At 67.6% G+C, this 16,785-nt stretch carries 14 protein-coding genes and 1 tRNA gene; 9 read left to right on the forward strand and 6 right to left on the reverse strand.

The window, feature by feature from the left end; translation table 11 throughout:
* Positions 1-23: 23 nt before the first annotated feature.
* A complete protein-coding gene (locus D3218_RS01405; protein ID WP_119538102.1) occupies positions 24-167 on the reverse strand; it encodes a DUF1127 domain-containing protein in 144 nt (47 codons plus the stop codon).
* 332 nt (positions 168-499) lie between these two features.
* On the opposite strand from D3218_RS01405, the gene D3218_RS01410 reads away from it, so the two are divergent.
* The 8 genes from D3218_RS01410 (at position 500) to D3218_RS01445 (ending at position 11,720) form a co-directional block, all read left to right on the forward strand.
* Positions 500-583: transfer RNA gene (locus D3218_RS01410), tRNA-Leu, on the forward strand.
* Between the two features lie 424 nt (positions 584-1,007).
* Entirely contained in the window at positions 1,008-2,366 is a 1,359-nt protein-coding gene (tig, locus tag D3218_RS01415) for a trigger factor (protein ID WP_119538466.1), read from the forward strand.
* A 186-nt stretch (positions 2,367-2,552) separates the two neighbouring features.
* Positions 2,553-4,973, forward strand: a complete 2,421-nt coding sequence (locus tag D3218_RS01420; RefSeq protein ID WP_168990381.1) for a mechanosensitive ion channel domain-containing protein — start codon at positions 2,553-2,555, stop codon at positions 4,971-4,973.
* A 142-nt stretch (positions 4,974-5,115) separates the two neighbouring features.
* Positions 5,116-5,748 (forward strand): ATP-dependent Clp protease proteolytic subunit, encoded by a 633-nt coding sequence (locus D3218_RS01425; protein ID WP_119538104.1) that lies wholly within the window; start codon positions 5,116-5,118, stop codon positions 5,746-5,748.
* A 242-nt stretch (positions 5,749-5,990) separates the two neighbouring features.
* Positions 5,991-7,259, forward strand: coding sequence for an ATP-dependent Clp protease ATP-binding subunit ClpX (gene clpX, locus D3218_RS01430; protein WP_119538105.1), 1,269 nt, complete (start codon positions 5,991-5,993; stop codon positions 7,257-7,259).
* A gap of 249 nt (positions 7,260-7,508) precedes the next feature.
* Positions 7,509-9,932, forward strand: a complete 2,424-nt coding sequence (gene lon / locus D3218_RS01435; RefSeq protein ID WP_119538106.1) for an endopeptidase La — start codon at positions 7,509-7,511, stop codon at positions 9,930-9,932.
* Between the two features lie 173 nt (positions 9,933-10,105).
* Positions 10,106-10,408 (forward strand): HU family DNA-binding protein, encoded by a 303-nt coding sequence (locus D3218_RS01440; protein WP_119538107.1) that lies wholly within the window; start codon positions 10,106-10,108, stop codon positions 10,406-10,408.
* Positions 10,409-10,574: 166 nt separating this feature from the next.
* On the forward strand, positions 10,575-11,720 hold the full coding sequence (locus D3218_RS01445; protein WP_119538108.1) for an amidohydrolase: 1,146 nt from the start codon (positions 10,575-10,577) through the stop codon (positions 11,718-11,720).
* A 19-nt stretch (positions 11,721-11,739) separates the two neighbouring features.
* Here D3218_RS01445 and D3218_RS01450 read toward each other — a convergent pair whose 3' ends face one another.
* Positions 11,740-12,780, reverse strand: a complete 1,041-nt coding sequence (locus D3218_RS01450) for an HWE histidine kinase domain-containing protein (RefSeq protein WP_119538109.1) — start codon at positions 12,778-12,780, stop codon at positions 11,740-11,742.
* Between the two features lie 114 nt (positions 12,781-12,894).
* Between D3218_RS01450 and D3218_RS01455 the strand changes: the two genes are divergently transcribed.
* Positions 12,895-13,218 carry a BLUF domain-containing protein gene (locus D3218_RS01455; RefSeq protein WP_119538110.1) on the forward strand — a complete coding sequence of 108 codons (324 nt, stop codon included), beginning with the start codon at positions 12,895-12,897 and terminating at the stop codon, positions 13,216-13,218.
* A gap of 73 nt (positions 13,219-13,291) precedes the next feature.
* On the opposite strand, the gene D3218_RS01460 is transcribed toward D3218_RS01455, so the two are convergent.
* The 4 genes from D3218_RS01460 to D3218_RS01475 form a co-directional block, all read right to left on the reverse strand.
* Positions 13,292-14,038: a superoxide dismutase gene (locus D3218_RS01460; protein WP_119538111.1), complete on the reverse strand. Its 747-nt coding sequence runs from the start codon at positions 14,036-14,038 to the stop codon at positions 13,292-13,294.
* Between the two features lie 102 nt (positions 14,039-14,140).
* A complete protein-coding gene (locus tag D3218_RS01465; protein ID WP_119538112.1) occupies positions 14,141-14,647 on the reverse strand; it encodes a copper chaperone PCu(A)C in 507 nt (168 codons plus the stop codon).
* Positions 14,648-14,738: 91 nt separating this feature from the next.
* Complete coding sequence (locus tag D3218_RS01470; RefSeq protein ID WP_119538113.1) at positions 14,739-16,106, reverse strand: PepSY-associated TM helix domain-containing protein; 1,368 nt, start codon at positions 16,104-16,106, stop codon at positions 14,739-14,741.
* Positions 16,107-16,245: 139 nt separating this feature from the next.
* Positions 16,246-16,773 (reverse strand): DUF2946 family protein, encoded by a 528-nt coding sequence (locus D3218_RS01475; RefSeq protein WP_136625031.1) that lies wholly within the window; start codon positions 16,771-16,773, stop codon positions 16,246-16,248.
* Positions 16,774-16,785 lie beyond the last annotated feature (12 nt).

The raw sequence follows: 16,785 nt of genomic DNA on the forward strand, positions 1-16,785 counted from the left end.
TCGCGAAAGCTGTCTGGTATGTCTTAGCGCGTCGCCTGGCGGGCCAGGTCGCGGATGTCGGAGCGGGCGATCCCGAGGTCCGAGAGCTCGCGGCTCGAAAGCCGGTTCAGCTCGGCGCAGGTCTCGCGGTAACGACGCCAGTTGTTGTAGGAGCGGACGATGTTCATGGGTTTGCCGGGGGCTCGAACGTTGTGACTGAGAAGCGAAAGCCATTCGCCATCGCTTCGATGAGGTGAATATAATCGGTTCAAGCGAGTGGAGTGATAAGGAAGATTGCATGGCTGCCCTGCGACTTGTGCAACGCACAATGGCGCGAGTTCGCCGCCCCGGCGCATTTTCGTTCACGCTTTCGAAAGGATGCTTCCGATGGGAGCGTATCGCCGCCCCGCGGCCGTGAAGCCCACCGGCGCGGACGCGAGGCGGCGGCTTTTCGCCTTGGCTGTTGGCGAGACGCGATGATATAGGGGCGCTGCGTGTCTTCTCGGATACGCGCGGTGCTGCGGGTGTGGCGAAACTGGTAGACGCACTAGATTTAGGTTCTAGCGCCAAAAGCGTGGGGGTTCGAGTCCCTCCACCCGCACCAGCCGCTGCAGCAGCGGATGGTTCTCCGCTCACCCGCCCGGCGTTTCTTGACGGTGTGCCTTGGAGGCCAATTCCGTCGGTGTCGGCGCGCCCGGCGTCTCCCGTGCTCTGGATGACGGGGGGCGGGCAGGGCATCCGTTTCGACCCTGGACGTGCCATGATGCGGTGCGGCAAGGTGTTTCGGGATCGGCGCTTGCGGCATGGTCGGCGCCGTTCGACGGCATGGTCCATGCCGTCATCACCACTTGATCCACCAAAGTCCCTCAACTACAAGGCCCCGGATGGCCGGGTGGCGGGTGTTGCGTTCCGACAGCCCGCGGCGTGAAGGTCCGTTTCCTCGGCCCGCGCCGGCTCGGCGGCAACAAGATTCAATCAGGATCGGCGGCGGGACTTGGGCCGCCGGTCGAGACCATGAAGGGTTGACGATGCAGGTTAGGGAAACCAAGGCCGAAGGCCTGAAGCGCGAGATCGAGATCGTCGTGCCGGCGTCCGATCTGGAAGCGCGGCTGCAGACTCGCCTCTACGAGATCAAGGACCAGGTCAAGCTCAAGGGCTTCCGCCCCGGCAAGGTGCCGATGAGCCACATGCGCAAGTCGTATGGCCGCTCCGTCATGGCCGAGATCGTCAACCAGATCATCAACGAGACCCCGCGCTCCGTGATCGCGGAGCGCAACGAGCGCTCGGCCATGCAGCCCGAGATCCAGATGACCGAGGACGAGGGCGAGGCCGAGAAGGTTCTGCGCGGCGAGAGCGACTTCCGCTTCACGGTCGCCTACGAGACCCTGCCGGCCTTCGAGCTGAAGGAGACCGACGGCATCAAGATCGAGCGTCCGGTGGTCGAGATCGCCGACGAGGAGGTCGAGGACCAGGTCAAGCGCATCGCCGAGAGCGCGCGGACCTTCCAGCCCAAGGACGGCGCCGCCGAGACCGGCGACCGCGTCACGATGGACTTCGTCGGCAAGGTCGACGGCGAGGCGTTCCAGGGCGGCTCCGCTCAGGACTCCAACCTCGTGCTGGGTTCGGGCCAGTTCATCCCGGGCTTCGAGGACCAGCTCGTCGGCGCCAAGGCCGGCGACGAGAAGACCGTCGAGGTCAAGTTCCCCGAGGACTACGGTGCGGCGCACCTGGCCGGCAAGGACGCGGTGTTCGACGTCACCGTCAAGGCCGTCGCTTCGCCGGACGCGATGGAACTCGACGACGAGATGGCCAAGAAGCTCGGCCTTGAGTCGATCGCCCGCCTGCGCGAGATCGTGCGCGGCCAGATCGAGAGCCAGTTCGGCCAGGCGACCCGCCAGAAGGTGAAGCGCCAGCTTCTCGACCAGCTCGACGCCGAATACAGCTTCGAGCTGCCGGAGAAGCTCGTCGAAGCGGAGTTCAACAACATCTGGAACCAGGTGTCGCGCGAGCTCGAGCAGAGCGGCAAGAGCTTCGAGGACGAGGACACGACCGAGGAGAAGGCCCGGGCCGAGTATCGCAAGCTCGCCGAGCGCCGCGTCCGCCTCGGGCTGGTGCTGTCGGAGATCGGCGAGAAGGCCGGCGTCACCGTCTCGGACGAGGAGCTGCAGCGCGCCGTGATCGAGCAGGTCCGCCAGTACCCGGGCCAGGAGCAGCAGGTCTACGACTACTTCCGCAAGACGCCGGAAGCGATCCAGAGCCTGCGCGCGCCGATCTACGAGGAGAAGGTGGTCGATCACCTGCTCGCCACGGTCGACGTGACGGACAAGACCGTCTCCAAGGACGAGTTGATGAAGGACGACGAGGACGAGCTGTCCTCGGCCGCCTGAGGCATCACTGCCTCCTGTATCGCGGGCCGCCCCTCGGGGCGGCCCTTTTTCGTTCGCGGGTGCGAGAAGTTCGCCGCCTTGCCATGGCTCTGACGCATCCGGACTCTAGTTCGGCCGATGAGCCGACCGGGACCCGTCCTCCGACAGCCCGGCGAAGACACAAAGCCCGCCACGGACCGGAGCTTCATGATCCGACACACCGGTGTTCGAGCGCTGCTCCTTGCGCTTCTCTACGTTCTCCCGTCCCTCGTTCTCGCGGGACCCGTTTCCGCCCAGACGCCGAGCCTCCTGCCGGGGCTGCCCACCTCGTCGACGTCCTCGACCCCCTCCACCGAAACGGCACCCTCGGCGACGGATCGGCAGCAGCTCGACGAGCTGATCCGCATCCTGGAAACCGAGGCGACGCGCGACCGGCTGATCGAGTCGCTGAAGGCCGCCGCCTACCAAAGCGCACCCGCCGACGAAACGGCGGGGACGGCCGCGCCGTCCGGCGAGGCGGACCTGGCCGAGTCGGTGCCAGCGCATCTCGCCTCCTACACGCGGTCCACGGTGGCCGCGTTGCAGGAGGGGGCGGCCGAGATCGGCGGCCTCGTGGCGCAAGCCGGATACTTCCTCTCTGGCGCGCAGGCCATCAATCTGCCCCGCGTGTGGAACGCCATCCTGCCGGTCTCCACGATCGCCTTTGCGACCCTCGCGGCGCTGGCGCTGGCGTCGTTCGTCCGTCGGCGCATCGCGCGCTGGCTCGGATCGAAGGCCAAGCCCAAGGCTCCGGTGCTCCGCCTCGCGCTGGCGACGGTGGCGATGCTCGCCGACGCGCTGACGGTGATCCTGGCGGCGGCGGCCGGCCATGCGACCTCGCTGTTCCTGACGGGCGGCCCGCCGGACATCAACGAGGCGCTCTTCCTCAACGCCTTCGCCCTGACCGAACTCATCAAGGTCGGGCTCGCGGCCTTCGTGTCGCCGCACGTGCCATCGCTGCGGCTGACGCCGTTCAGCGACGGGCAAGCGCGCTACTGGTACCGCCGCCTCGCGCTGGTCGTCACGCTGCTCGGCTACACGTTCCTGTTCGTCGCGCCCGTCGTGCAGTCGATTTCGAGCGTCGCCGCCGGGAACGCGGTGCGCTTCATGGTCGTGACCGTTTCGTTCCTGTTCGTGCTTTGGCTGATCCTGGCCAACCGCGAGCGGGTGAAGCTCCGGCTTCAGCGTTCCTACCGGGAGGGGGCTCGCAACCCGCAGTCCCGCTTCTATCAGTTCCTCGGCCATGTCTGGTGGCTGCTGGCGGCTTCCTTCGTCACGGCACTCTTCGCGCTGTGGATCAGCAGCCCGCGCAGCGGCTTCCAGTTCATGCTCAGCGCGTCTCTGGTCTCGGTCGCCGCGATGGCGATCGGCGGGCTCGTGGTGTCGATCCTGACCCGGATCATCGTACGTGGCATCCGCGTCTCGGACGCCACGCGCGACCGCTTCCCGCTTCTGGAACGTCGGATCAACTCCTTCATCCCGAAGCTGCTCCTCGTGCTGCGGATCATCGTCATCGCGACGGTGGTCGCCGTGATCCTGGACGCCTGGTCGATCTTCGACCTCGACACGTTCTCCTCCAGCGCGTTCGGCCGTCGATTCTCGGGAGGTCTTCTCGGCGCTCTCCTGATCCTCACGGTCGGCTTCGCGATCCATCTCGTGTTCTCGTCCTGGGTCGAGTATCGCCTGAACCCCAATTTCGGGTCGGTTCCGACGGCGCGCGAGCGCACGCTCCTGTCGCTGTTCCGAAACGCCTTGACGATCGCTCTGGCGCTGATGGTCCTGATGCTGGTCCTGTCCCAGATCGGCATCAACATCGCGCCGCTCCTGGCCGGCGCCGGCGTGGTCGGCCTGGCGGTCGGCTTCGGCGCGCAGAAGCTGGTGCAGGACATCATCACCGGCGCCTTCATCCAGATCGAGAACGCGCTGAACGAGGGCGACGTGGTGCAGCTCGGCTCCGTGTCGGGCGTGGTCGAGAAGCTGACCATCCGCTCGGTGAGCCTGCGCTCGCTCGACGGGACCTACTACCTGATCCCGTTCTCTTCGGTGGATCAGGTCGCCAACATGACCAAGGACTTCTCGAACTTCGTCGCCGACGTGTCCGTCGCCTTCCGCGAGGACGTTGCCGAGGTGAAGGATCTCATGCAGGAAGCCTTCCGGCGCGTGCGCGAGAGCTCGGAGGGGATCCACATCATCGCCGACTTCGAGATGCTGGGCGTCGAGACGCTGGGGGACAACGCGGTGCTGGTCCGGGGGCGCGTCCGTACGCTTCCGGGCAAGCAATGGGGCGTCGGCCGCCTCTACAAGGAGGTCGTCAAGAGCCTCATGGACGAGCGGGGGATCGGGATTCCGTTCCCGCAGACCACCGTATGGTTCGGCGAGTCGAAGACCCACGAGACGCCGCCGTTGCGGGTTGCCGGGGCAGCCGGCACGGCGCTCGGCGACGCCGAGGACGGTGCGAGGGGGCGCGCGGCTGCCTCCGGTGCGGGCGCGGGGCGGAACCTGCGAACCGCGACGCGCAACCCGGACGGAACGCCGATCCCTCCCGATCCGAAGGACGACGACGCCGACGAGGGCGATCCCGCGCGTTGATGCGGAGGGCCGGCGCGGAGCTTCCCCGAGGCTGGGGGGCGCTGCTTGCGCTGGCCGCCCCACGCACCCTATCTAGGCAAGCGAAATACCGAGCCCGATTCGGCCGGCACGACGTCGGCCAGCCCCTTCACGAGAGACCACCATGAAGCATCCCGTCGAGACCATGATGAACCTTGTTCCGATGGTCGTCGAGCAGACGAACCGGGGCGAGCGGGCCTATGACATCTTCTCCCGCCTTCTGAAGGAGCGCGTGATCTTCATCACCGGCCCGATCGAGGACGGGATGGCGACGCTGGTCTGCGCGCAGCTCCTGTTCCTCGAGGCCGAGAACCCGAAGAAGGAGATCGCGCTCTACATCAACTCGCCCGGCGGCGTGGTGACGAGCGGCATGGCGATCTACGACACGATGCAGTTCATCAAGCCGGCGGTCTCCACGCTGTGCATCGGCCAGGCGGCCTCGATGGGCTCGCTGCTCCTGTGCGCCGGCCACAAGGACATGCGCTTCGCCACGCCCAACGCGCGAATCATGGTCCACCAGCCTTCCGGCGGCTTCTCCGGCCAGGCGTCGGACATCGAGCGCCACGCGCTGGACATCATCAAGCTCAAGCGCCGCCTCAACGAGGTCTACGTCCAGCACACCGGCCAGGACTACGAGACCATTGAACGCACGCTGGACCGTGACCACTTCATGACGGCGGACGAGGCCAAGGACTTCGGTCTGATCGACAAGGTCCACTCGACCCGCGACGCGATCGAGACCGCGATCTCGTCCTGAGGCCCGTCGCGCCCTCGTCCTTGATGTCGCCACGAGCCGACCCTAGCCTTCAGGGCTCGGCTCCGATTAAGCGTCGATCAAGGATAGCGTCGCTAGACTGTCACGGATGCGAGAGGGCCAAGGCCGGGATCGCGCTCGTGGCAGGCGGTTGCTTTGTGCGCGTTGCAGCATAGGATGAGTCACGGGTCACGCGACCTATCTCCGGACCTCCACGTCCGAGGTGCGGAACGGAAGGAAGAACGATGAGCAAAGTGAGCGGCGGCGACAGCAAGAACACGCTCTACTGCTCTTTCTGCGGAAAGAGCCAACACGAAGTCCGCAAGCTGATCGCCGGGCCGACGGTCTTCATCTGCGACGAGTGCGTCGAGCTCTGCATGGACATCATCCGGGAGGAGAACAAATCCTCCATGGTGAAGTCGCGCGAGGGCGTGCCGACCCCGCAGGAGATCATCAAGGTTCTCGACGATTACGTCATCGGCCAGTCCTTCGCCAAGAAGGTCCTGTCGGTCGCGGTCCACAACCACTACAAGCGTCTGGCGCACGCGTCGAAGAACAACGACGTCGAGCTGGCGAAGTCCAACATCCTGCTGATCGGTCCGACCGGCTGCGGCAAGACGCTGCTCGCGCAGACGCTCGCCCGCATCCTCGACGTGCCCTTCACCATGTCGGACGCGACCACCCTGACCGAAGCGGGCTACGTCGGCGAGGATGTCGAGAACATCATCCTGAAGCTGCTCCAGTCGGCCGACTACAACGTCGAGCGTGCGCAGCGCGGCATCGTCTACATCGACGAGATCGACAAGATCAGCCGCAAGTCGGACAACCCGTCGATCACGCGCGACGTGTCGGGCGAGGGCGTCCAGCAGGCGCTCCTGAAGATCATGGAAGGCACCGTCGCTTCGGTTCCGCCGCAGGGTGGCCGCAAGCATCCGCAGCAGGAGTTCCTGCAGGTGGATACGGCCAACATCCTGTTCATCTGCGGCGGCGCCTTCGCGGGCCTCGACCGGATCATCTCCGACCGCGGACGCAAGACCTCGATCGGCTTCGGCGCGAACGTCGAGAGTCCCGAGGACCGGCGCACGGGCGAGCTCTTCCGCAAGGTGGAGCCCGAGGACCTGCTCAAGTTCGGCCTGATCCCCGAGTTCGTCGGCCGCCTCCCGGTTCTGGCGACGCTGGAGGACCTGGACGAGCCGGCGCTGGTGCAGATCCTGGTCGAGCCGAAGAACGCCCTGGTTAAGCAGTACCAGCGCCTGTTCGAGATGGAGAACGTCGAACTTTCCTTCCACGAGGACGCGCTCAAGGCGATCGCCCGCAAGGCGATCGAGCGCAAGACCGGCGCGCGCGGCCTCCGCTCCATCATGGAAGCCATGCTGCTGGACACGATGTTCGATCTGCCGACGCTGGAAGGCGTGCAGGAGGTCGTGATCTCGGAAGAGGTCATCGACGGCAACGCGCGGCCTCTCTACATCTACTCGGACCGCAAGGACGAGAAAGAGCCCGCGAGTGCCTGACGCACCCGCCATCCGCATCGTCTGAGACCATCAGGCCCGCTCCGGAGCGCCGGGGCGGGCTTAACTTTTCGATGGGTCGGCTTCCCGACCGCACCGTTCACTTTCGACGCAACCCTGCGGGACCGACCGCGGGTTGAAGGGAGGGCGATCGGCGACCACATTGCCAAATGTAAGAAGGCCTTTCGACCCGGCGCCAGATGGGCCGGTCGCAAAGGGCCTCCCGCGGCTGATGCCGTAGAAAGGACAAGCATGTCAGACCCGACGTTCCAAGCCGACGCGCCCGCCGAGTCCGGTCCCTACCCGGTTCTCCCGCTGCGCGACATCGTCGTGTTCCCGCACATGATCGTTCCGCTCTTCGTGGGGCGCGAGAAGTCCATCCGGGCTCTCGAGGAGGTCATGGGCGCGGACAAGCAGATCCTGCTGGCGACCCAGAAGAACGCGAGCGACGAAGACCCGGCGCCCGAGGCGATCTACGACCTCGGCACGCTCGCCAACGTGCTCCAGCTGCTCAAGCTGCCCGACGGCACCGTGAAGGTGCTGGTGGAGGGCATCTCGCGCGCCCGCATCTCCGGCTTCACCGAGCGGACCGACTGGCACGAGGCGATCGCGACCATCGTTCCCGAGGTCGAGGAAGACCCGGTCGAGGTCGAGGCGCTCGCGCGCTCGGTGATCTCGGAGTTCGAGAACTACGTCAAGCTGAACAAGAAGATCTCGCCCGAGGTCGTCGGCGCGGCGGGGCAGATCGACGACTATTCCAAGCTGGCCGACACGGTGGCCTCGCATCTCGCGATCAAGATTCCCGAGAAGCAGGAGATGCTGGGCATCGTCAGCGTGCAGGAGCGCCTCGAGCGCGCCCTGAGCTTCATGGAGGCCGAGATCTCGGTCCTTCAGGTGGAGAAGCGCATCCGTTCGCGCGTCAAGCGCCAGATGGAGAAGACCCAGCGCGAGTACTACCTGAACGAGCAGATGAAGGCGATCCAGAAGGAGCTGGGCGACGGCGAGGAAGGCCGCGACGAGCTCGCCGAGATCGAAGAGCGCATCAAGAAGACCAAGCTGTCCAAGGAAGGCAAGGAGAAGGCCTCGGCGGAGCTGAAGAAGCTGCGGCAGATGAGCCCGATGTCCGCCGAGGCGACGGTGGTGCGCAACTATCTCGACTGGCTGCTCGGGCTGCCGTGGGGCAAGGCTTCGAAGGTGCGCATCGACCTCAAGAAGGCCGAGGAGATCCTCGAGGAGGAGCACTACGGCCTCGACAAGGTCAAGGAGCGCATCGTCGAGTATCTGGCGGTGCAGAGCCGTCAGGCGAAGCTCAAGGGGCCGATCCTGTGCCTCGTCGGGCCCCCGGGCGTCGGCAAGACCTCGCTCGCCAAGTCCATCGCGCGGGCCACGGGCCGCGAATACGTGCGCATGGCGCTCGGCGGCGTTCGCGACGAGGCCGAGATCCGAGGCCACCGTCGTACCTATATCGGCTCCATGCCGGGCAAGGTGATCCAGTCGCTCAAGAAGGCCAAGCGGAACAACCCGCTCTTCCTGCTCGACGAGATCGACAAGATGGGCCAGGACTTCCGCGGCGATCCGTCTTCGGCGCTTCTCGAGGTGCTCGACCCCGAGCAGAACGCCACCTTCATGGATCACTACCTGGAGGTCGAGTACGACCTGTCGTCCACGATGTTCGTGACGACGGCGAACACGCTCAACATCCCGGGTCCGTTGATGGACCGCATGGAGTTGATCCGCATCGCCGGCTACACGGAGGACGAGAAGATCCAGATCGCCAAGCGGCACCTCTTGCCCAAGGCGATCAAGGATCACGCCCTGCGCCCCGAGGAGTTCTCGGTGGCCGATGACGCGCTTCGCGAGATCGCCCGGCGCTATACCCGCGAGGCCGGCGTGCGCTCCTACGAGCGCGAGCTGTCCAAGCTGGCGCGCAAGGCGGTCACGAGCATCCTCAAGGGCGAGGTGACGACGGTCGAGGTCTCGGCCGCGAACCTCTCCGACTATCTCGGCGTGCCGCGCTATCGCTACGGCGAGGCCGAGGCGGAGGATCAGGTCGGCGTTGTCACCGGGCTCGCCTGGACGGAGGTCGGCGGCGAGCTGCTGACGATCGAAGGCGTCATGATGCCCGGCAAGGGCAAGATGACGGTGACGGGCAACCTCAAGGATGTGATGAAGGAGTCCATCTCCGCCGCCGCGTCCTACGTCCGCAGCCGTGCCATCGAGTACGGCATCCAGCCGCCGCTCTTCGATAAGCGGGACATCCACGTCCACGTGCCCGAGGGCGCGACGCCGAAGGACGGGCCGTCCGCAGGCATCGCCATGGCGTCGGCCATCATCTCGGTGATGACCGGCATCCCGGTCCGCCGGGACATCGCGATGACCGGCGAGGTGACGCTGCGGGGCAGGGTGCTGCCGATCGGCGGCCTCAAGGAGAAGCTCTTGGCCGCGCTTCGCGGCGGAATGACCAAGGTCCTGATCCCGGCCGAGAACGCCAAGGATCTGGCCGACATTCCGGACAACGTGAAGAACAGCCTGGAGATCGTTCCGGTCTCGCGCATGGGCGAGGTGCTCGAGCACGCGCTGGTCCGCACGCCGGCGCCGATCGAATGGTCGGAGGACGACGCGGCGGCCCACCTGGCCGACAAGTCGGACGACTCGCAGGGTGCGATGGCCCACTGAGCGGGGCTTCCCGGAGCGAAAACGACGAAAAATGCCGCCCACGGGGCGGCATTTTTCGTTCGGGGCCCTTGTTTCCGCGGGTTTGACCCCATCTCGGCCTTGAAGGTCGCTCGTCTTTTACGCAGTGTGGCGCACCGAGTCGATGCGACTTCCTTCAACGCTGGAGACTGTGCATGAACAAGAACGAACTGGTCGCCGCCGTGGCCGACAAGGCCAAGCTGTCGAAGCAGGAAGCCACGGGCGCCGTGGACGCCGTCTTCGACGCGCTTCAGGATGCCATGGCCAAGGGCGACGACGTCCGGCTCGTCGGCTTCGGCACGTTCTCCGTTTCCCACCGCGCGGCTTCCAAGGGCCGCAATCCGTCGACGGGTGCCGAGGTCGACATTCCGGCCCGCAACGTCGCCAAGTTCACGCCCGGCAAGGGCCTCAAGGACGCGGTGAACGTCGACGCCGCGCCGAAGTCGAAGTCCAAGTAGGACCGCGAGGCGATGGAGGCGCCGATTGCGGCGCCTCCATCGCGAACACCCTTCCGGCGCCGCGGTCGCGTCGCCGCGTACCGTGACCGAAACATCGGTGCACCCGCCGCCCGTTGCGGCTTGGACCCACCTCGGCGGGAGCCGGGGAAACCACGAGAGATCGGCCATGCCGACGCCCGATGCTCTGTTGGCGGAGATCGTCGCGTTCCGCCGCCATCTCCACGCTCATCCCGAGATTTCCGACCAGGAAGCTGCGACGGCCCACACAGTCGCCGAGTTCCTTCGCGGCTGCGGAGCCGACGAGGTCGTCACCGGGCTCGGCGGCCATGGCGTCGCGGCGGTGTTCGCGGGGGCCGGCGAGGGGCCGACGCTCCTGATTCGCTCCGAACTGGACGCCTTGCCCATCTTGGAGATCGGCGAGCGGGAGCATCGCTCGCGCCGCGACGGGGTCGGGCATCTGTGCGGTCATGACGGTCACAGCGCGATCCTCGCGCTGGTGGCGCGATGGCTCGGCGTCAGGCGACCCGCGCGCGGGCGCGTCGTGCTCCTGTTCCAGCCGGCGGAGGAAACGGGCGAGGGCGCCGCCCGCATCCTCGCCGATCCGGCCTTCGCCGCACTGGCGCCGGACTATGCCTTCTCGCTGCACAACCTGCCCGGCCTGCCGCTCGGCGAGGTCGCGCTTCGGACGGGGCCGGTCAACTGCGCCTCGCGGGGCATGCGCGTCTCCCTGCGGGGTCGAACCGCGCATGCCTCCATGCCTTGGGACGGCGTGTCGCCCCTCTCGGCCGTGGCGGAGATGTTGGCGCTCCTTCCTTCGCTCGGCACGGGAGGCGAGCTGGACGAGGCGTTCCAGCTCGTGACCGTGACGCACGCTCGGCTCGGCGAGCCGGCTTTCGGGATTTCGCCTGGCGAGGCCGAGGTCTGGGCGACGTTGCGTGCCCTGCGCGACGAGCGGATGGACGCCCTGTGCGCGCGGGCGGAGGCGGGCGCTCGGGCCTGCGCCGAGCGTCACGGGCTGGGCGTGGAGATCGCCTACGACGACGTGTTCCGGCACTGCGAGAACCATCCCGACGCCGTGGCCATCCTGCGCGCCGCGATGGATGCGCGGAGCGTCGTGCATCGGCCGGGGGAGCCGATGTACCCGTCGGAGGATTTCGGGCTCTTCGCGAGCCACGCGCGGTCGGCGATGTTCTTTCTGGGCGCTGGCGTCGACCACCCTCGGCTGCACAATCCAGACTACGACTTTCCCGACGCGTTGATTCCCGTCGGCGCAGGGATCTTCGAGCAGGTGATCCGCGACCTCCTCGGCTGAGGCGGGCGACCAGGAATCGTCAGGGAAAGGTCCAGCTCGTCGCCTCGTGCTCCAGCGGATGGAGCGGCGCACGCAGCTGCAGCGTCAGGCCCTCCGTCGCGAAGTCGATCTCGGCCGTGCCGCCGAACTCCGCCGCCAGCACCCGCTCGACGATGCGCGTCCCGTAGCCCGAGCGCGATGGCGGGCGCACGCTCGGGCCTCCGCGCTCGCGCCACCCGAAGGCGAGTTGATCGTCCTCGATGCGCCAGCGGACGTCCACGGTGCCCGTGCCGTTCGACAGGCTGCCGTGGCGGAGCGCGTTTTCGGCCAGCTCGTGGACCGCGAGCGACAGCATGGTGGCGATGCGCGGCTTGAGGCGAACCTCCGGGCCCTCCACCGTCAGGCGGTCGCCAACCCTCGTATGCAGCGGCTCGAGCGCGCCTTTCACCACGTCGCCGAGCGCCGCGCTCGCCCAGGCCTCGGCGGTGAGAACGTCGTGGCTGCGCGCCAGCGCCTGGATGCGGCCGAACACGGCGGAGGTCACCTCCGAGGGAATCCGCGCGTCGCGCAGCGTCTGCAGGACCACGCTCTGCACCGTCGCCAGCGTGTTCTTGACCCGGTGGTCGAGCTCGCGGTTCAGAAGGAAGCGATGCTCCTCGGCCCGCTTTCGCTCGGTGACGTCGAACTGCGATGCGAAGAAGAACGTGAGCTCGTCGCCCTGGAACACCGGCGACACGAGCAACGCGTTCCAGAAGGTCGAGCCGTCCTTGCGGTAGTTCAGGAGGTCGATCTCGATCGACCGGCGCTCCTCGACGGCGCGGCGGAGCTTCAGAACGTCGTCCCGGTTCGTCGCCGGCCCCTGGAGGAACCGGCAGTTCCGGCCGAGGATCTCGTCGCGGTCGTAGCCCGTCAGCCGGACGAACGCGTCGTTGCAGAAGACAATCGGGTTGTCCGCGGTCGCCGGGTCCGTGATGATCATCGGCATCCGGGTCGTTCGCACGGCGGATGCGAATGGGTCGGCGGTGTTCCCGCTCGCGACGTCGATTTCGTGGTCGATCCGCCGGCGTTCCTGCTCGCTCATGGTCGCCTATGCCGCCTGTCCCGGATCGCCGACGTGATCGCGTTCGACCAGTCTCCCGGTCTGCTTGCGTCGTCCCGCGGCGGATGGCAATGGTCCGAACGCCTGGAGGCCCGAATGTTGCTGCGATTAGTCTACGTATCCCACCTTTCCGACGACGTGTCGCAGGAAAAGCTCGACGGAATCGTGGACCGCTCGCGCGTGAGGAACGAGCGCGACCATGTCACCGGCATGCTGGCCGTGGACGGTCGGCGCGTGCTCCAGGTTCTGGAGGGGCCGCCCGAGGCGGTCGGGCGGCTCTACAGCCGGATCTGCGAGGACGAGCGTCATCGCGATGTGGTCGAGATCGACCGCAGGATGGTGGAGACCCGCCATTTCGGCGATTGGGGCATGGTGCGCCGGAGCATGGTCGATGTCGTCGTGCAGGCGATGACGCTCTGACGCCCATGGAATCTCTCTGAAGGGCGGAGGGCGCGCGAACGCGCCCCCGGCCCATGTGGTGGCCGCCGGCGATTCAGCGGGCGGCGGCTTCGGCGTAGTTTTCCGAGACCTTGGTCCAGTTCACCGCGTCCCACCAAGCCGACAGGTAGTCGGCGCGGCGGTTGTTGTAGGTCAGGTAGTAGGCGTGCTCCCAGACGTCGTTGCCGAGGACCGGCGTGCCCTTCGTCTCGGCGACGTCCATCAGCGGGTTGTCCTGGTTGGGCGTCGATGTGATCGCCAGCTTGTCGTCGTCGCCGACGATCAGCCAAGCCCAGCCCGAGCCGAAGCGGCCGGTGCCGGCGGTTTGGAAGGCCTGCTTGAATTCGTCCATCGAGCCGAAGGCCTCGTCGATCGCCGCGGTCAGCTCGGCCGAGGGTTCGCCCCGCTCGCCTTCCGGCGCCATGATCTGCCAGAAGAACGTGTGGTTCCAGTGGCCGCCCGCACTGTTGCGAACCCCCGCCGGCCGCTCGCCCGCCGAGGCGACGATCTCCTCTAGCGACAGTCCAGCAAGCTGCGGGTCCGCCTCGGCGGCGTTGTTCAGGGCGGTCACAAAGGCCTGATGGTGCTTGGAATGGTGCAGCTCCATCGTCTGCGCGTCGATGATCGGCGCCAGCGCATCGTAAGCGTAGGGCAGTTCGGGCAGCGAGAAGGGCTGCGACTGGGTCGCCTGCTGGCCGGACGCCGGCGAGGTCTGCTGCGCGGCGGCGACCTGCGGCAGCGCCAGCGCGCCGGCGGTCAGCGTCAAGGCGGCAAGGGTTCCGGCGAGGGGGAGATGGCGCATCGTTGGGCTCCGCATGGACCGAGGAAAATCGGATGCGGAACGGCGCCCCGAGGGCGCCGTTGCAAAAACAAGTCGTGATCGCACGTCTCGATGCGGGGCAAGCTAAGGCGTATGCGCCGCGTGCGCGCCCGGCGCGCCCATGGCGTCGACCTTGAGCTCCACGTCCACTGCGCCCGCCCGCTCGAAGGTGAGGTGCAGCGGCACCATCTGCCCTTCGCGGAACGGCTCCTTGACGCCGAGCAGCATCAGGTGGAGCCCGCCCGGCGCCAGCCGCGCCTCGCCCCCTGCCGGGACGGCAAGTCCCCCCTCGACCTGTCTCATGGTCATCACGCCATCCTTCACCGACATGTCGTGCACCTGCACCTCCGTCGCCGCCGGAGACGTGATCGACACGAGGCGATCGGGCTCCGTGCCGTGGTTGGCCAGGGTCAGGTATCCCGCCCCGGTGCGCGCGCCCGGCGGCATGGCCCGGCTCCAGGGATGGCCGATCTCGATCGCGCCGATCTTATAGCCGTGCGCGAAGGCGGGGGCGGGGGCGACGGCGGCCAGCGCGAGACACACGGCCGTAGCGGGTGCGGCCAGGCGGCGGGCGGGGGATAGGGGGAACATGGCGGTCTCCTACGAAAGCGGATGGGGCGCCGCGCCTCTCGCCGCGAGACCCCTCTCGGGACCGGGCGCAAGACGCGGCGGGTGGGTGCGTTCAGGCGGCGGCGGGGCGGCGACGCATCCTCGCGACGGCGAGATCCAGCGCCAGCATCACGAGCAGCGAGGCGCCGACCAGCGGGAACACGACGCCGCCGATCGCCAGGAGGGCAAGGAGGCCTCGGAAGACGCGCGGATCGCGGGGCATCGGCGGCACGCCCATCGAGCGGCTGGGGCGGCGCTTCCACCACATCGCGCCCGCCGAGACGGCGAGCACCACGTTGCCGATGCAGACGAGAACGAGCACGATCTGGTTCGGCAGCCCGAACTGCTGCCCGAGATGGACGCTGATGCCCCATTCCAGCGCCCTTCCGAGCGGACCGTAGTCCGCATAGCGCATGTCGAGAAGGGGGTCGCCCGTGTAGCGGTCGAGATGGACCACGCGCTGCTCGGCGACGTCGTCGGGATAGACCGACCCCGTATACACGCCGGTGGGCGTCGTCGGCAGCGCGACCGCATAGCCGTGGTGGAGGCCGAGCCGATCGAACGTGGCCACCGCCGCGTTGAGCCCGATCGACGGTCGCGACGACGGCGCGGATTCCGGGACCTGAGCCTCCTGCATCGACCAGCTCGTCGTGCCCGCCTCGGACAATCTCTGCCCGGACATGGGAACGTCGACGCGCACGCCGGACGGGTATCCGAAGTTCGAGCCGTTCGCCCACTGGTTCACCTGGCCGCCCCAGACCTGCGACCAGGGCATGCCCGTGACCGCGAGGAACACCAGGAACCCGCCGACCGCGATGCCGGTCACCGCATGCGCGTCGCGCCAAAAGACACGCCGGGCGGGCGTGCCGCGCACCGTGACGACGCCGCCCGCCTGCCCGCGTGGCCACCAGAGGTAGATGCCCGTGATCACCAACAGGACCGACCAGCCCGCGGCGATCTCCACCGCGCCGCGTGCGACGGGGCCGAAGAACTTCAGGCTGTGAAGGTGCCGGACGGTCCACATGATGGTTCCCTGGTCCGGCAGGGCGCCGAGAACGCGGGCATCGTGCGGATCGACATAGACCGCGAGCCGCTCGCCCGCGTCCGTGCGCACGGTGACCTCGGCGGAGGCGTCCGGGCTTGCGGGATCGGTGAACTTCAGCGCGGTGCCGGGATGGGCCGCCAGCGCGGCGTCCACCATGGCCGAGGGCCGGGCGAGCGACGTGTCATTGGCGGTCGCGACGCGCTTGAGGTCGGAATGGACGAGGGCGTCGATCTCGTCGCGGAAGACGTAGAGACCTCCCGTGATCGAAAGGGTGACCAGGAAGGGCAGGACGAACAGTCCCGCATAGAAGTGCCAGCGCCACACGGCGCGATAGAGATCGACCGACGCGCCCGAGCGCGCGGCGCGCTCGGGGCGGTCGAGAGTGAGGTCGGACATGGAAGGGTCTCGAAAACGGGGAAGGTCGCCGTGGCGCGGTGTCGAGCTTGCCGGCCTTGCTCGCGCTCAACCCTGCCGCGCCGGAGGGGCGGGGAGGGGAGGCGGCGTCGGTCTGCGTCTCGACGTGGAAGGGCCGTCGTCAGAGGACGGCCGGTGGCCCGCGTGTGATTCTCGGCGTTTCCGGGACGGAGGCCAGCACGTTCGCATAGGACACGAAGACGGCAGGCGGCGCCGCGACGGCGGTGGCGACTGCCTCGCCCGAGGCGGGCGGCGCCGCCGATGTCCCAGCGAACATGCTGCAACCGAGCCAGCAGCACGACATCTTGCCGGAATGGTCGTCGTGAGACCGATGCGAGCCGTCGTGGTTGATCTGATCGGAAGCGTGGCACAGGACGTTGCCGAACTGATCGCGCGGGGCCGTGTCGGCCGAGGCGCCTTGCGAGAACGCCAGAAGCGCGGCGTGCACGACGAAGAGCAGCGCGACGAGGCGCACCGTCCATTCGCTCCAGCCGCTTCGCCGTCCAGCCACGCCCCGCGTCCCCTCGGATACCGCTTCGATCGACGGATAGCACGCGGCGCGGCCGGACGGAACGTGGGCATATCGCCCGAGGGAAGCTCGGCGGTCACCCGTGCGGGCGGCGATTGGCAAACCGGCATCGCGGACCATTTACGCCCCGAG

The organism is Aureimonas flava, assembly GCF_003583935.1.
Classification (GTDB): domain Bacteria; phylum Pseudomonadota; class Alphaproteobacteria; order Rhizobiales; family Rhizobiaceae; genus Aureimonas; species Aureimonas flava.

Bases quoted from the DNA above. Each gene is read 5' to 3' on its own strand.
- tig (WP_119538466.1), top strand. From the start codon at position 1,008: ATGCAGGTTAGGGAAACCAAGGCCGAAGGCCTGAAGCGCGAGATCGAG.
- D3218_RS01440 (WP_119538107.1), top strand. From the start codon at position 10,106: ATGAACAAGAACGAACTGGTCGCCGCCGTGGCCGACAAGGCCAAGCTG.
- D3218_RS01475 (WP_136625031.1), bottom strand. From the start codon at position 16,773: ATGGTCCGCGATGCCGGTTTGCCAATCGCCGCCCGCACGGGTGACCGC.
- D3218_RS01420 (WP_168990381.1), top strand. From the start codon at position 2,553: ATGATCCGACACACCGGTGTTCGAGCGCTGCTCCTTGCGCTTCTCTAC.
- D3218_RS01465 (WP_119538112.1), bottom strand. From the start codon at position 14,647: ATGTTCCCCCTATCCCCCGCCCGCCGCCTGGCCGCACCCGCTACGGCC.
- D3218_RS01405 (WP_119538102.1), bottom strand. From the start codon at position 167: ATGAACATCGTCCGCTCCTACAACAACTGGCGTCGTTACCGCGAGACC.
- D3218_RS01450 (WP_119538109.1), bottom strand. From the start codon at position 12,780: ATGAGCGAGCAGGAACGCCGGCGGATCGACCACGAAATCGACGTCGCG.
- clpX (WP_119538105.1), top strand. From the start codon at position 5,991: ATGAGCAAAGTGAGCGGCGGCGACAGCAAGAACACGCTCTACTGCTCT.
- lon (WP_119538106.1), top strand. From the start codon at position 7,509: ATGTCAGACCCGACGTTCCAAGCCGACGCGCCCGCCGAGTCCGGTCCC.
- D3218_RS01460 (WP_119538111.1), bottom strand. From the start codon at position 14,038: ATGCGCCATCTCCCCCTCGCCGGAACCCTTGCCGCCTTGACGCTGACC.
- D3218_RS01455 (WP_119538110.1), top strand. From the start codon at position 12,895: ATGTTGCTGCGATTAGTCTACGTATCCCACCTTTCCGACGACGTGTCG.
- D3218_RS01425 (WP_119538104.1), top strand. From the start codon at position 5,116: ATGAAGCATCCCGTCGAGACCATGATGAACCTTGTTCCGATGGTCGTC.
- D3218_RS01470 (WP_119538113.1), bottom strand. From the start codon at position 16,106: ATGTCCGACCTCACTCTCGACCGCCCCGAGCGCGCCGCGCGCTCGGGC.
- D3218_RS01445 (WP_119538108.1), top strand. From the start codon at position 10,575: ATGCCGACGCCCGATGCTCTGTTGGCGGAGATCGTCGCGTTCCGCCGC.